This is a genomic window from Streptomyces sp. NPDC045021 (assembly GCF_056432645.1).
In genome coordinates, this window is the sequence record NZ_JBWKIQ010000001.1 from 161,295 (window position 1) to 174,081 (window position 12,787).

Annotated in this window: 15 protein-coding genes; 7 read left to right on the plus strand and 8 right to left on the minus strand. The window is 69.6% G+C overall.

Going from position 1 to position 12,787, the window contains the following annotated elements; translation table 11 throughout:
- The first annotated feature begins 33 nt into the window (after nucleotides 1-33).
- The 3 genes from AC07DC_RS00720 (at nucleotide 34) to AC07DC_RS00730 (ending at nucleotide 2,777) form a co-directional block, all read left to right on the plus strand.
- Nucleotides 34-549, plus strand: a complete 516-nt coding sequence (locus AC07DC_RS00720; RefSeq protein WP_478910511.1) for a PadR family transcriptional regulator — start codon at nucleotides 34-36, stop codon at nucleotides 547-549.
- 89 nt (nucleotides 550-638) lie between these two features.
- Nucleotides 639-1,859: a DUF2306 domain-containing protein gene (locus AC07DC_RS00725; protein WP_478910513.1), complete on the plus strand. Its 1,221-nt coding sequence runs from the start codon at nucleotides 639-641 to the stop codon at nucleotides 1,857-1,859.
- A gap of 12 nt (nucleotides 1,860-1,871) precedes the next feature.
- Complete coding sequence (locus tag AC07DC_RS00730; RefSeq protein WP_478910515.1) at nucleotides 1,872-2,777, plus strand: hypothetical protein; 906 nt, start codon at nucleotides 1,872-1,874, stop codon at nucleotides 2,775-2,777.
- Between the two features lie 24 nt (nucleotides 2,778-2,801).
- Here AC07DC_RS00730 and AC07DC_RS00735 read toward each other — a convergent pair whose 3' ends face one another.
- From AC07DC_RS00735 to AC07DC_RS00745, 3 genes are all read right to left on the minus strand, one after another.
- Nucleotides 2,802-2,990 carry a hypothetical protein gene (locus AC07DC_RS00735; protein WP_478910517.1) on the minus strand — a complete coding sequence of 63 codons (189 nt, stop codon included), beginning with the start codon at nucleotides 2,988-2,990 and terminating at the stop codon, nucleotides 2,802-2,804.
- A gap of 93 nt (nucleotides 2,991-3,083) precedes the next feature.
- A complete protein-coding gene (locus AC07DC_RS00740; protein ID WP_478910519.1) occupies nucleotides 3,084-3,812 on the minus strand; it encodes a hypothetical protein in 729 nt (242 codons plus the stop codon).
- A 271-nt stretch (nucleotides 3,813-4,083) separates the two neighbouring features.
- The gene (locus AC07DC_RS00745; protein ID WP_478910520.1) at nucleotides 4,084-4,545 is read right to left on the minus strand and encodes a MarR family winged helix-turn-helix transcriptional regulator; all 462 of its coding nucleotides are present in this window, start codon (nucleotides 4,543-4,545) and stop codon (nucleotides 4,084-4,086) included.
- Nucleotides 4,546-4,654: 109 nt separating this feature from the next.
- Here AC07DC_RS00745 and AC07DC_RS00750 point away from each other — a divergent pair, with 109 nt between their 5' ends.
- A complete protein-coding gene (locus AC07DC_RS00750) occupies nucleotides 4,655-5,506 on the plus strand; it encodes an SDR family NAD(P)-dependent oxidoreductase (RefSeq protein WP_478910522.1) in 852 nt (283 codons plus the stop codon).
- 59 nt (nucleotides 5,507-5,565) lie between these two features.
- Here AC07DC_RS00750 and AC07DC_RS00755 read toward each other — a convergent pair whose 3' ends face one another.
- On the minus strand, nucleotides 5,566-5,988 hold the full coding sequence (locus AC07DC_RS00755; RefSeq protein ID WP_478910524.1) for an acyl-CoA thioesterase: 423 nt from the start codon (nucleotides 5,986-5,988) through the stop codon (nucleotides 5,566-5,568).
- A gap of 301 nt (nucleotides 5,989-6,289) precedes the next feature.
- Between AC07DC_RS00755 and AC07DC_RS00760 the strand changes: the two genes are divergently transcribed.
- A complete protein-coding gene (locus AC07DC_RS00760) occupies nucleotides 6,290-6,607 on the plus strand; it encodes an SCO5918 family protein (protein WP_478910525.1) in 318 nt (105 codons plus the stop codon).
- A gap of 208 nt (nucleotides 6,608-6,815) precedes the next feature.
- On the opposite strand, the gene AC07DC_RS00765 is transcribed toward AC07DC_RS00760, so the two are convergent.
- Nucleotides 6,816-7,406: an HhH-GPD-type base excision DNA repair protein gene (locus tag AC07DC_RS00765; RefSeq protein WP_478910527.1), complete on the minus strand. Its 591-nt coding sequence runs from the start codon at nucleotides 7,404-7,406 to the stop codon at nucleotides 6,816-6,818.
- Between the two features lie 302 nt (nucleotides 7,407-7,708).
- Here AC07DC_RS00765 and AC07DC_RS00770 point away from each other — a divergent pair, with 302 nt between their 5' ends.
- Nucleotides 7,709-8,035 carry a helix-turn-helix domain-containing protein gene (locus tag AC07DC_RS00770; protein ID WP_478912560.1) on the plus strand — a complete coding sequence of 109 codons (327 nt, stop codon included), beginning with the start codon at nucleotides 7,709-7,711 and terminating at the stop codon, nucleotides 8,033-8,035.
- A 118-nt stretch (nucleotides 8,036-8,153) separates the two neighbouring features.
- A complete protein-coding gene (gene pip / locus AC07DC_RS00775) occupies nucleotides 8,154-9,113 on the plus strand; it encodes a prolyl aminopeptidase (protein ID WP_478910529.1) in 960 nt (319 codons plus the stop codon).
- A 144-nt stretch (nucleotides 9,114-9,257) separates the two neighbouring features.
- Here the strand turns inward: pip and AC07DC_RS00780 are convergent, their stop codons facing one another.
- The 3 genes from AC07DC_RS00780 to AC07DC_RS00790 form a co-directional block, all read right to left on the minus strand.
- The gene (locus tag AC07DC_RS00780) at nucleotides 9,258-10,493 is read right to left on the minus strand and encodes a cytochrome P450 family protein (RefSeq protein ID WP_478910531.1); all 1,236 of its coding nucleotides are present in this window, start codon (nucleotides 10,491-10,493) and stop codon (nucleotides 9,258-9,260) included.
- A 418-nt stretch (nucleotides 10,494-10,911) separates the two neighbouring features.
- Nucleotides 10,912-11,589: a response regulator gene (locus AC07DC_RS00785; RefSeq protein ID WP_478910532.1), complete on the minus strand. Its 678-nt coding sequence runs from the start codon at nucleotides 11,587-11,589 to the stop codon at nucleotides 10,912-10,914.
- A complete protein-coding gene (locus AC07DC_RS00790) occupies nucleotides 11,586-12,776 on the minus strand; it encodes a sensor histidine kinase (RefSeq protein ID WP_478910534.1) in 1,191 nt (396 codons plus the stop codon). Before AC07DC_RS00790 ends, AC07DC_RS00785 begins: the two co-directional genes overlap by 4 nt.
- Nucleotides 12,777-12,787 lie beyond the last annotated feature (11 nt).

Consider the following 12,787-nt stretch of genomic DNA (forward strand, 5'->3'; position numbering starts at 1 on the left):
CTCCCTCGCTGTTCGCCGCGATACGGTCGTGGCATGGCTGATGTGCGGTTGACTCCTCCTTCTTTCCTCGTGCTCGGCATCATCGACAAGCTGGGGGAAGCCAGCCCGTACGACGTGAAGGTCGAAGCCGCGCGGACGGTGGCTCCGTTCTGGTCGATGCCCCATGCGCAGGTGTATGCGCAGTGCGACCGTCTGTTGGGGGCGGGCCTGCTGTCGGAGGTCCGCGATACGAACGCCCGGAACCGACGGGTGATGAAGGTGACGCCGGCCGGTAAGTCGGCCTTGGAGGAGTGGCTCGCCGACCCGGCGTTCGTACCGGTCGAGGCGCGCGAGCGCGGCATCCTGAAACTGTGGTTCGGCGCCAGACCGGAGGTGATTGCTCCGGTGCAGATCGCCGAGCATCACCGCACTCTCGCGGAGTACGAGCAACTCACCGAGAGCGTGGGCGACCTGCTCACGCCGGGGCAGCGCGAGGCGCTGGAGTTCGGGCTCCGCTACGAGCGCATGATGGTCGATTTCTGGCGGTGGGTGGACCAGCGCGGATCGTGATGCCGCGGAGGTTGACCACACCGGCGGACGCCCCTACCGTCTCGATAGTCCAGACAGGACTATCGAGGATCGGGACCGAGGGAGCCGCCGTGCACCGTCCGAGGAGCATCCCCTGGACCCGGGTGGCCACGATCGCCCTGGTGGTCCTCTGCGTGGGCTACGCACCGATCGCGATGACCGAACTGTGGCCCTACGCGCACCCCGGCGCGCCGGCGCTCGGGGAGCGGTTCCTGTCCAGCATGACGTCGGCGCGTTACGTCGCCGACGCCGTGGCGACGAGGGTCGGACCGTACCGTCACACCCTGCTGCCGATGATCATCCACTCCGTCCTCGGCGGCGCCCTGATGCTGCTCGGGCCCGTCCAACTCCTCACGGCGGTCCGGCGGCGCACCCGGCTGCACCGTGCCACGGGGGTGGTGTTCGCACTGACGGTGTACGTCTCGATGACGGGCGCGGCGATCTACCTGGTCCGCACGGCGCCGGCCGACGCGTTCAGCGGGGCGGCGTTCTGGATCGATCTCGCCACCATCCTGGTCGGCACGGTGATGAGCGTGACGTTCGGCATCTTCGCCGCCGTCGGGAGGTTCCCGGACCTGCACCAGCGGTGGATGCTCCTGTGTTACGGCTATCTCATGACGGCGCCGCTGCTGCGCCTCGAATGGGGCGCACTCCCCTGGATCCTCCCCGGCCTCTCCATGGAGGACATCAACCGGGTGGCGATCATGCACCTGGGCTCCGTGGTGGTCTTCGGTTCGCTGCTCGCCTCCCGCGCGATGGACAGGCGGACGAAGGTGGCCGGCGTCGCCGGGACCTGGGTGCCGACGTCCGTGCTCGTCGTGGCGCATGTCGTCGGCGCTGCCGCCATGGTCTGGATCGTCAGGTCCTACCTGGGCTGGGGCGCGGATGGACACCGTCTGCTGGCGGCGTATCTGGTGCCGTACGTCGCGGCGTACGCCGTCATGTTCGTGAGCCAGCGCCGCTCGGGCCGGCAGGGAAGGACCTGGGCGCGCGAGGAGTGGCGCGTGCATCTGGCCGCCTTGTGCCTGGCTCCGGTGCTCTCCGCCACCGCGGCACTGCCCCTTGAGCGGTACCTGGATCTCGACCGGGCGACCGCGCTGTCGGCGGGAGTTGGGATCGGTTGCGGAATGCTGGCCTTCGCGGCCACCGCCGTGGTCAGCCTGCGTGTCATGTACGGCCGAGAGCTGGTCAAGAGGCGGAGCCTGACCACCGCTCGCAGCGCGCGCCAGGTCTCGCCGCTGCTCCCGCAGGCCACTCCGGCCGGTGCCCGGACCACGCGAGAGACGATCTGAGACGGAGCGCAGATGACCGAGGAAACGGACGTGTCCGGCACCACGGAACCCGCTGCCGTACCGACGGAGGATTTCGGCGGCCGCGAACTGACTCCGGCTGTGGCGATGCTGGCCGTCGCCGTGGCGATCGTCAGCCTCCTGGTCGGCGCGCTGATGGCCGCTGTGAGCCTTGCCGGCCACGTCTTCGGTGCGTGGAAGTCTCCGGAGGCGCTGACGCCGGGACTGATCGGTGCGGCGATGCTCGGCGTGTCGCCCGGCCTCTTCACGATCGGCCGGGCCCGTGCCTGGGAGGAGGTCCGCACCCTCGTCCTCCCGCTGGCCATCGTTCTCGTCGGCCTGCTCGCCGTGAGCCTGCACAACGCCGGAGACCTGCAGGCGGCGGAAGGCGGCTCCGTGGTCCTCGTCCTGTTCAGCCTCGGCTGGATCGCCGTCCTCGGCGTGCTCGCCGCGGGCGCCGTCGCGTGCGTCGGCTGGCAGTACACGAAGCCCGCCCTGCCGATCGAGGAGCGGATCGCTCCGCTGCCGGGCTGGTCGAAGCCGCTCCTGGCCGTCCTTGGATCATCATGGCTCGGCATCGGCGCAGGCCTGCTCGTCGTGCCGCGATTCTGGGGCGACCTCGTTCCATGGACGGTCAACCGACCCGACGCGCAGGCGCTCGGAGTCTGGGCAGTCGCACTCGGCGTCGGGGTCCTGGGGGCGCTGGCCGAGGACGACCTGCACCGGGTCCGACCCGCGCTGCTCGCCGTCCCCGGCGTCGCGCTCGGCGCGGCTGTCGTACTGGGCGTCCACGCCTCGGCCATCGACTGGACGTCCGGCCCCGGCCTGTCCCTCCTCGTGATGATCGCCGGCCTGCTGCTGACCGGCGCGACCGGATCCCGACTCCTGTCCGGAAGCCCGGCTTCACGCCAAAGGAGCTGAGGGCGGTGCCGCCGGGAGGCGGCGCTACCGCTTCAAGGCCCGGTAGTGCTTGAGGAGAGCGGTGACCTTCTCGAAGTCGGCGGCACCGTTCAGCTCGGCGATGAGATCGTCAGGGCACAGTTCATAGAGATCGCCCCACCACCGGCGCCCTTTGTTGTCCCAGACCCGGTAGCCGCCGGGCACTCCTCTGGCCACGTAGCGCCGCCTGCTCACGACGCCCTCGATGCGGACACGACTGCCACCTCCTGGTCCTGGCCCTGACCCTGCTACTGATCCTGGTCCTGGCCTTGCTCCTGCTGCTGCTGCTCAGAAGCGAATGTCCGGGGCCTGGAGGACGATGCGCAGGAGTTCGTCGGCGCGATCCGCACCGATGTCGGGACGGAACCAGACGTTCTGCTTGGCGTCGGCGGCCGGATCCTCGCTGACCGTCGCCCAGAGCAGCAGGCCCCACAGCACCGTGGGCGCGTGGTCGGCCAGTTGGACGCCGAGGCCGACGGGGACGGCGACACCGATCCGCGGCGGCGGGTTGCCGGCGAAGTCGGGCGGGCCGAAGTCCGAGGCGTCGTGGCCGGCGAGGACGAGTGGAGTGTCGGTGACTTGCAACCAGTGCAACTCGATGCCCTCGGCGATCCGGCCGAGCGTGATCGACAGCCAGCCCCGGACCGTCGCCTCCGGGTCGGGGAACCAGCTCAGCGGGCCGTCGGGGTCGGTGGCGCGGCGCAGATTGTCCTGAGGAGGTCCGAAGTTCTCGTTCTCGACGGGGCCCTCGAGCTCGTTTCCGTCCCGGTCAACCCGCCACCAGCGGCGGATCGACTCCGGTGGCGCCCAGGTTTCCGAGGAGTACTCCCCCGCGACCTCGTAGATCCAGCGGCTCCCGTCGTCGTCGCCGCCCGGCAGGGGCCGGTCCTGCGGCCCGACCGGCCGCAGCGTCCCCGGCGGCCGTGCGTCCTGCGGCGTCGCCGACGGGCGTGCGTCCTGTGACGTGTCCAGCGGCCCCGTGTCCGCAGGCCGTCTCTTGCGCCCGAAAATGCCCATTCCCCGTCCTCCCCCTCGACCGGTGCGGTTGCGCAACATCCTTCCCCGGGCGGGGTGCAGGCAGGCGGGAAACCAGAGTTTTCGAACAATGACGTCCGGGACCCAGACAGACAGGCCGGACAACCGCGGCTGCGGTCCTACGTCCCGGCGGCGCAGGGGTTGACGGGACGGCCGAAGAGCGATGAACCCGACGTACGGTGACGCCCCTCAGTTCTCAGCCGGCGCGTCCACGCGTCCCCGGCCGACATGGCGGAACCGCAGAACCAGGCACTCAGCCGACATGGCGCTGTTTCAGCTTCGCCCAGACGGCCTCCAGTGCCTCGATGTCGTCGTCGTCGAGAAGGTCGTTGAAGACCTCGGCCAGGGCTTGTCTGCGGGTGGCATCGGCTGCGGCGAAGGCCTCGCGCCCGACCGGGGTCAGTGCGATCCGGACCGAGCGGGCATCAGTGGGGGCGGTGGTGCGCTCGACCAGACCGCGGGCCTGCAGCGCGTCCGCGACGCGGGAGACCTGGCTGCGGCTGAGGAGGGTTTTCGCCCCGAGGTCGGAAGCTGCCACCGGTTCGCTCTGACCGTGCAGCCACAGCATCACCTCGAACCAGGACAGCGGAAGGTCATGGGCGCGTACGAGGGCGCGGTCGACGCGCGCGGTGAGCGTGGTGCCGGCCCAGACCAGCCCGTAGAAGGCGTGATCTCGGGCGGCCAGATCACCCAGGTTTATGTCGGCACGTGGCATGGGGCAATCCTACGCGATTTGCGTGCGTGCACACACAGACGTATGGTGTGTGTGCACGCACACTACATGCCGAGGTCGACCGACGATCTTCGGCGGAGACGAGGCCCGCATGTCCGTCCAGCCCCAGAAGACCGTCCTGATCACCGGCACCTCCTCCGGTATCGGCCTGGCCGCCGCTGTCGCCGCAGCTCAGGCCGGGTGGCTGACCGTCGCCACCATGCGCGACCTCGGCAAGGCCGACGCCTTGCGCGCGGCTGCCGCCGAGGCCGGAGTCGCCGACCGGATCCAGATCAAGCGCCTCGACGTGGTCGACGCCGCCTCCGTGGCCACCTGCCTGGACGAGGTGATCGCCGAACACGGCCGGCTGGACGCGGTGGTCAACAACGCCGGAGCCGGACAGGTGGGCACCATCGAGCAGAGCACGGTCGCGGACGTCCGCGCGGCGATGGAGGTCAACTTCTTCGGCGTCGTGGAGGTCACCCGGGCCGCGATGCCGCACCTGCGGGCGTCACACGGACGGATCCTGACGGTCACCAGTGTCGGTGGCGTCGTCGGACAGCCGTTCAACGAGGCATATTGCGCCGCCAAGTTCGCGGTCGAGGGCTTCATGGAGTCGCTCGCCCCGGTGGCCGGCACCGTCGGCGTCTCGGTGACCGTGGTCGAACCGGGCGCCGTGGCCAGCGAGTTCGTCGCCAGCCTGGGCATCGACGTCGCGACAATGACTGCGGAAGCCGGCCCGTACGGTCCGGCGCTGCAGACCTACATCGACCGGACCATGAAGTCCTTCGGCAACGCGCAGACCCCCGCCGAGGCCGCCGCCCCGATCATCGACGCACTCACCGCCGACCGGCCCGCCTTCCGCATCCAGACCTCCGACTGGGCCCGCGACTTCACCGCCACCAAGCTCGCCGACCTCGACGGTTCCGCCGTCCAGACCCTCACCGGAACGTGGGTCGGCTGACCTCAGCGACTCGCCGGCCATCCGAGCGGTTCCCCGTCGACTCTCCGAGTCGACGCGCGTCAGAGACCAAGGACAGCAGGCTCGGAAGCTGCGGCGCGGAAGTACTCGCGGGGGTTCACAACCAGCTTGCGCGTCTTCAGATCGAGCAGCCCGCCGACGTTGAACACCTCGGCCACGAGGGTGCCGTCCGGGCGGTGGAAGAGCTGCTCGACACGGAACGACTTGCCCTCACCGAAGACGAACGCGCAGGTGATGTCCACATCATCGCCCGCGACCAGTTCGCGGTGGTACCGGATCGTGCTCTCCAGATTCACCGGACCGACGCCCTGCGCCAGCAGCTCGCTCTGCTGGAGACCCGCAGCCCGCAGCTGTTCCCAACGCGCGTGTTCCGCATGCTGCAAGTAGACGTTTCCATGGAGATGCCCCTGCGCATCGGTCTCGTAGCCGCGGACGGTAACCCTCACCGTGAACAGATCTGCCATGTCGACCTTGCCTTCTTCTCGATGGATGCCCCTGGTGCGTCTCCGAGCCGGGGGCATCCAGTGATCCGGAGGTAGCCACCATGTCACCACCCCTCATGAGCCCTCATGCGGGGCCCACGCAAGGTCACGATGAGCCAGGCGCAAGGGCATCACGGCTGCGTTCATCCGCTGGGCGCCGACGCGGGACGAAACCGCTTTCTGCCGCTGTGTGGGATTTTCAACCGGCGGTTTGTCCTTCCTGACCGGGCTTGGGTGTGGGACTCTGATCATTCCGATCGTTCCCTCTTCTTGCTGAGGTCCTATGCGCTGCGTCATCGCCGGCTGTTCCTTCGACCTGGTGAAGAGCGAGGTGCAGGAGACGATGCGGGGCATCAAGCCCGAACCGGTCACCGGAGAATCCGTGATCATCAGCCGCCGCACCTACCCCGTGAAGCAGGTCGGCCAGATCCTCACTCGGCAGGACCGGCGTGACTTCACCGCCGATCAGATCACCCGGGCGATGACCCGGCTCGGCTTCACCTGCCGCCCCGCACCCGAGCCGGCCGCGGAGAGTGCCACCGCCGCGCACAGCCCGTTCGAGACCGTGGTAACCATGCTGGGCACCCACGCCTACAGCTGACCGGCCGCCTGCCCGCAAACGCGACCGTTCGGCCCCGCCGCCTGACCTTGCCGCCTGAGCCTGCCGTATGGCTCCTGAGGGCCTCGGACCCACGCAGCCGGTGGGCCGGGGCCGGCTCGGTCAGCGGGCGGGATCCGGGCTGCGGATGGGCTCCGGGCTGCGGGTGGGCTCCGGGCTGCGGCCCGAAAGGGCCACTCGGTTACGCACCTCAGTTGTCGGCCTTGGCGGCCTTCGCCTTCGCTTTCATTTCCTGCTTGTGCGCCCGTACCTTCGCCAGTGACTCCGGTCCGGTGATGTCGGCAGCCGAGCGGTAGACCCCGGCAGCCCCGTAGCCGCCCGCCGCCTCTCGCCACCCCTTCGGGCGTACGCCCAGTCGCTTGCCCAGCAGCGCCAGGAAGATCTGTGCCTTCTGCTCCCCGAAGCCGGGCAGATCCTTGAGCCGTCGCAACAGTTCCTCGCCCGTACCCACGCCCGTCCACACGGACGCCGCGTCCCCGTCGTAGTGCTCCACCAGGTACGCGCACAGCTGCTGGACCCGCTTCGCCATCGATCCCGGATAGCGGTGTACGGCCGGCTTCTCCGACAGCAGGGCCGCAAACGCCTCCGGGTCGTAGGCGGCAATGGCATGCGCATCCAGATCTTCGGCACCCAGCCGCTGGGCGATGGTGTACGGCCCCGAGAACGCCCACTCCATCGGCACCTGCTGGTCCAGCAGCATGCCGACCAGTGCCGCCAGGGGGCTGCGGCCGAGCAGGGCGTCCGCTTCCGGTTGCTGGGCCAGCCGCATCGTAGTGTCCATGCCTCCAGCTTCGCCCGCCCCCGAGCTTTCCGCGCGGCTGGCTCACCGACGGGTTGTGCCGAAGCTCAGTAGTCGTCACCGTCGACGCGGTGTGAGCCGGATTTCCGGTGCTTCCGAGGCAGACTGGTCGGCACCAACGAAGCCACCGCTTGTCACGGGCGGGTCAAGGACCGGCGGTTCCGGCAGCCCCCTCTTGGTTGACCTGCCGCGGCCGGCCAGATTCGCCGGCGCGGTCTGCCGTACGACTGCAACGGCCCCGGTCTGCCACGGACGGATCATGGTTTCGGACCGACATGTCGTGGATGGAGTCCAACGTCCACCGTTCGCTGACCCTCTCGGACATCGCCGTAGAGGCGGGAACCGGCGTCCGCAGCCTGAACCGGCGCTTCCGCGCCCGAACACGTGTCACGCCCCCCCAGTTCCTTCTGCGAGCCCGTGTGCAGCGGGCCCAAGGGCTCCTGGAGCACTCGGACATGCCAGTCGAGCAGATCGCGGTACGAACCGGGCTCGGCACGCCGGCCAACCTGCGCCATCACTTCCACCCAGCGACCGGCACCACCCCCAGCCCCTATCGTGCGGCTTTCCGCACGCTGGTCGGCATCTTCGCCCCGCAGGACCGGAGTTACTGACAGTGCTCGGCTTGGGCGCTTTGGGCGCCTTGGCGAGGGTCAACCGGGCGGGACGCCCACGGCAGGCGAACCGACAGCTGTTCCGTGGTCGGCCCGGCACGGCGGTTAGAGTCGGACCATGGCCTCGCCCTACCCGCCGATCGAACCCTACGACCACGGCATGCTCGCCACCGGAGACGGAAACCTCGTCTACTGGGAGGTCTGCGGCAACCCTGAGGGAAAGCCCGCCCTGGTGGTCCACGGCGGCCCCGGTTCGGGTTGCTCGACCGGCGCCCGAAGGGCCTTCGACCCCGAGCGCTACCGGATCATCCTCTTCGACCAGCGCGGATGCGGCCGCAGCACACCCCACGCGAGCGACCCCGCCACCGACATGGAGCTCAACACCACCGAGCACCTCATAGCCGACATGGAGCAGTTGCGCGAGCAACTCGGTGTCGACAAGTGGCTGCTCGTCGGCAGCTCCTGGGGCTCCACGCTCAGCCTCACCTACGCCGAGCGACACCCGGAGCGGGTGTCGGAGATCGTCCTCGTCGCCGTCACCAGTACCCGTCGCACCGAGATCGACTGGCTCTACCGCGGCGTTGGCCGGTTCTTCCCCGAGGCGTGGGAGCGGTTTCGCGACGGTGTTCCCGAAGCCGACCGCGACGGCGACCTCGTCGGGGCGTACGCGCGTCTCATGAACCATCCCGACCGGGACGTACGGACCAAGGCCGCGATCGACTGGTGTGCCTGGGAGGACGCGGTCCTGTCCGCCGAACCCAACGGCGCGCCCACCCCTTACGGCGACAGGCCGCCCCTGGCCAAGCTGGCGTTCGTGCGGATCTGCGCACACTACTTCGCTCACGGGGGCTGGCTGGAGGATGGCCAGTTGATCCGCGACGCGGGCCGCCTGGCGGGCATTCCCGGCATCCTGATCCATGGCCGCCTCGACATGAGCGGGCCCCTCGACACAGCCTGGCAACTCGCCCGCGCCTGGCCCGGCGCGGAGTTGGTGGTCGTCGACGATTCCGGGCACAAGGGCAGCGCCACAATGAGCGCGGCACTTTACGGCGCGTTCGATCGGTTCGCGGCACGCTGAACTACTCGTGCAGGTCTCCTGGGAGGAGCGGCGTGCACCGCGGCCAGGCCCGGACTCCCGGCCCGGACTCCAGGCCGGCGAGCGTGCCCGCTCCCGGACGGCACACCGCCGCGGGCGGCGGTGTGCCGAAACTGCGGGCAGCGGTCAGAAGCGCACGGGGAGGCTGAGCAGCCCCCGGGCTCGCATCGAGGGCCGCCGGCGCAGGGCGTCTGACGGAACGTCGAGGGCCAGGCGGGGGAAGCGGTCGAGGAGTGCGGCGAGGGCGATCTCGGTCTCCAGACGGGCCAGGGGTGCGCCGAGGCAGTAGTGGATGCCGTGTCCGAGAGCGAGGTGGCCGGTGGCGTCCCGGGTGATGTCCAGTTGGTCCGGGTCGGCGAATTGGTGGGGGTCGCGGTTGGCTGCGGCCAGCGACAGCAGGACGGTCTCGCCGGCCGGGATCGTGACGCCGCCGATGGTGATGTCCTCCAGCGGGAAGCGACGGATCGCCAGCGGCGCGGGCCCGTCGAACCGGGCGAGTTCCGCGACCGCGCCGCTCAGCCGGCTTCGGTCCGCGCGCAGCGCGTCGAGTTGGTCGGGGGCGGTGAGCAGGGCCAGCGTGGCGTTGCCGATGAGGTGGATGGTGTTCTCGTAGCCGGCGAACAGGATGAGGAAGGCCAGCGACATCAGCTCGTCCTCGCTGAGCCGGTCCTCGCTGTCCTCACCCGGGTGGCTCTGGTGGTGGCCCTCGTCACGTGCGGCGATCATCGCGGAGAGCAGGTCGTCGGCCGGGTGGTTGCGCTTGTCGGCGATCAGGTGGGTGAAGTAGCCCAGCATGCTCCCGACCGCTTCCCTGGCGCGCGAGGGTTGGGCGGGGTCCGGCGAGATGAGGGCGTCGGTCCAGGACCTGAAGTCCTGACGGTCCGATAGGGCCACACCGAGCAGGTCGCAGATGACGGTCACCGGCAGCGGGGCTGCGTACGAGGCGATCAGATCGGCGCGGCCGTGCGGGGCGACGGCGTCCAGGAGGTCGTCGGCGATCCGCCGGATCGGGGCGCGCAGCTCTTCGATCCGGCGGGGGGTGAACGCCTGGGAGACCAGCCGTCGGATACGGGTATGGTCCGGCGGGTCCATGTTCAGCAGGTTCGCGTCCAACGCGGGTGGCAGAGCGAGGCCTTGGTATCCGCCGGGTCGCGCGTTGCGCTTGTCGAGAGCGAGCCGCGGATCCGCCAGAGCCTGACGCACATCGGCATAGCGGGTGACCAGCCAGGCCGGCAGGCCGTCCGTACCGGCGATCCGGTGAACGGGCCCGGCCTCGCGCAGCCGTGCGTAGACGGTGTGGGGATCATCGATCAGCTCGGCCGGGTCAAAAGGCTGTGAGAGGCCGGACGTTGTGGTGGTCATGACCCCACCCTAAATACCCGCACCCTCGGCCGGTCATGACGGACGCACCCGCCTCCCGCAGCCCCCGATGAAGCCCGCAGTCAGTCGATCGTGATCTCGCCCATCGCACTCCAGCCGTCCGCGTCCTTGATTGTGGTACTCACGATGTCGGGCGTACGGCGCAGCAGGGGGCGCAGTTGCTCCACCGCCGCATGGAAAGACGGCGATGGCGACTTGGAATGCGGCGTGGGCATGAAAGGAACTGTCCGTGGACGGCCCCCGGTACACCGCGTAGCCCTCGCGAATGACCAAACGCGGCACCATCTGCCCCCCGACCTCCATCCCTTGAACGCTGCCAGGCTCGCACGCCCGGACGTGGGTGCTTCCTTCGGCGCCAGTGCGCGGTGAGCAGACTCCGTTCCGGTGATCGCGTCGACCGCTACTGCCGGCCGGTCTCGACAAGGCCCGATTCGTAAGCGGCGATGACCGCTTGGGCGCGGTCACGGACGCTGAGTTTGTCGAAGATGCTGGTGATGTAGTTCTTGACGGTCGAGACAGTGATCTCCAGCGCGCGGGCAATCTCGGCGTTGTCGAGGCCGGTGGCGATCAGGCGCCACACCTCGACCTCTCGGGGCGTGAGTTCGCCGAGACCGATGGCGGGTCGTTGTGGACGGTGCGGAGCTCTGACGTAGGTGGAGATGAGCCGGGTGAGCAGCCTGGGTGCGACGGTGGCCTCCCCGGTGTGGACGATGTGGATCGCCGCGACGAGCTCCTCCGGGGAGATGTCCTTGGGCAGGAATCCGTAGGCGCCGGCGCGGAGCGCGCCGACGACGTACTCGTCCATGTCGAAGGTGCTCAGGGCCAGCACGCGGCACTCGGGAAGCGCGTCGGCGAGCTGCTCGGTCGCTTGGACACCGTCAAGGACCGGCATCCGGATGTCCATCACGACGACATCGGGCCGGAACCGGCGCGCGAGGGCGACGGCCTGTTCGCCGTTCTCGGCCTCGGCCACCACCTCGAAGGCCGGGTCGGGAGCGAGGATGAGTGCCAGGCCGCGCCGTACCAGCGGCTGGTCGTCGGCGATCAGCACGGTGATCTTCTGCGGAACTCCGCTCATCGGAGGAGTTCCTCTCTCTCGTCCGGTGCCAGTGGCAGGCTGGCCGCCACCCTGAATCCGCCGCCGTCGAGCCCGCCGGTCTCCAAGGTGCCGCCCTGCAGGGCGACACGTTCGTGCATTCCGATCAGACCGTAGCCGCTCCGGGCCGCCGCTACCGTCTCCAGCGCCCCCACGGGCACCAGCGCGCCCGCGCCATCGTCGAGGACCTCAACATTGACCCGGTCCGGGAGGTACGTCAGCTGTACCGACGCGCGGGCCCGACCGGCGTGTTTGCGGGCGTTGGTGAGCGCTTCCTGTACGACCCGGAACACGGTGAGCCCTACGGTCGGCGGCAGCGGTCGCTCCTGACCGCAGACGCGGAACTCGGTGGGAAGGCCCGCCAGCCGGGACTCCGTGACGATGCGGTCGATGTCGCCGGTTCCGGGTTGGGGTGCCTGCGGCGCGAGCTCCGGTTCGTCGCCGGCGCGAAGGACGTCGAGAAGTTGCCGCATCTCGCCCAGGGCCATCCGTCCGGAGGACTCCAAGGTGAGCAGCGCGTCCCGCGCGGCTTCGGGGTTGCCCGCGAGATTGGCTCGGGCCCCGCCGGCCATGAGCTGCATGGTGGTGATGTGATGGGCCACGATGTCGTGCAGTTCCCGGGCAATGCGGCGCCGTTCGTCGGCAACCGCGCGGTCGGCCAGCAACCTGCGGGTCGCCGCGACCTCCTGCTGCCAGCGGCTGACCACGATCGCCGTTGTGACGACGATGACGACGGCGATGACGTTGGCAAGGACGTCCGTCCTCGATATGGTCCGCCCGGAACTCTGGCTGAGCAGCGTCAGGGCCACCGTCGCGAGGGACACCAACGCTGTCACCGGAGCGGAGCAGACTCGGGCTGCCGAGTACAGACCCACCGTGATGACCGCGCCGAAGTGGCTCGGCTGCGCCGAGGACAGATTCAGCACCGAAGTAAGGGCCAGGACCGCGATGAACGCCGGCATCGGGTGGCTACGGCGTGCCAGAAGCGGCAGGGCCGACAGAACGACGAGGATGACCCCGAGGGCCGTGACGGAACCGCCCTCGGTCTGGCTACCGATCAGGTAACCGAGAAGGTCCACGACCGCGGCCCCGACGGCCACGAGCCCGTCGTTGCGCGTCCACGGCAGCGCGCCGGAAATCAGTGGCGCGGTGTACCGACGCGTTCGCATGGTGCCCCTCC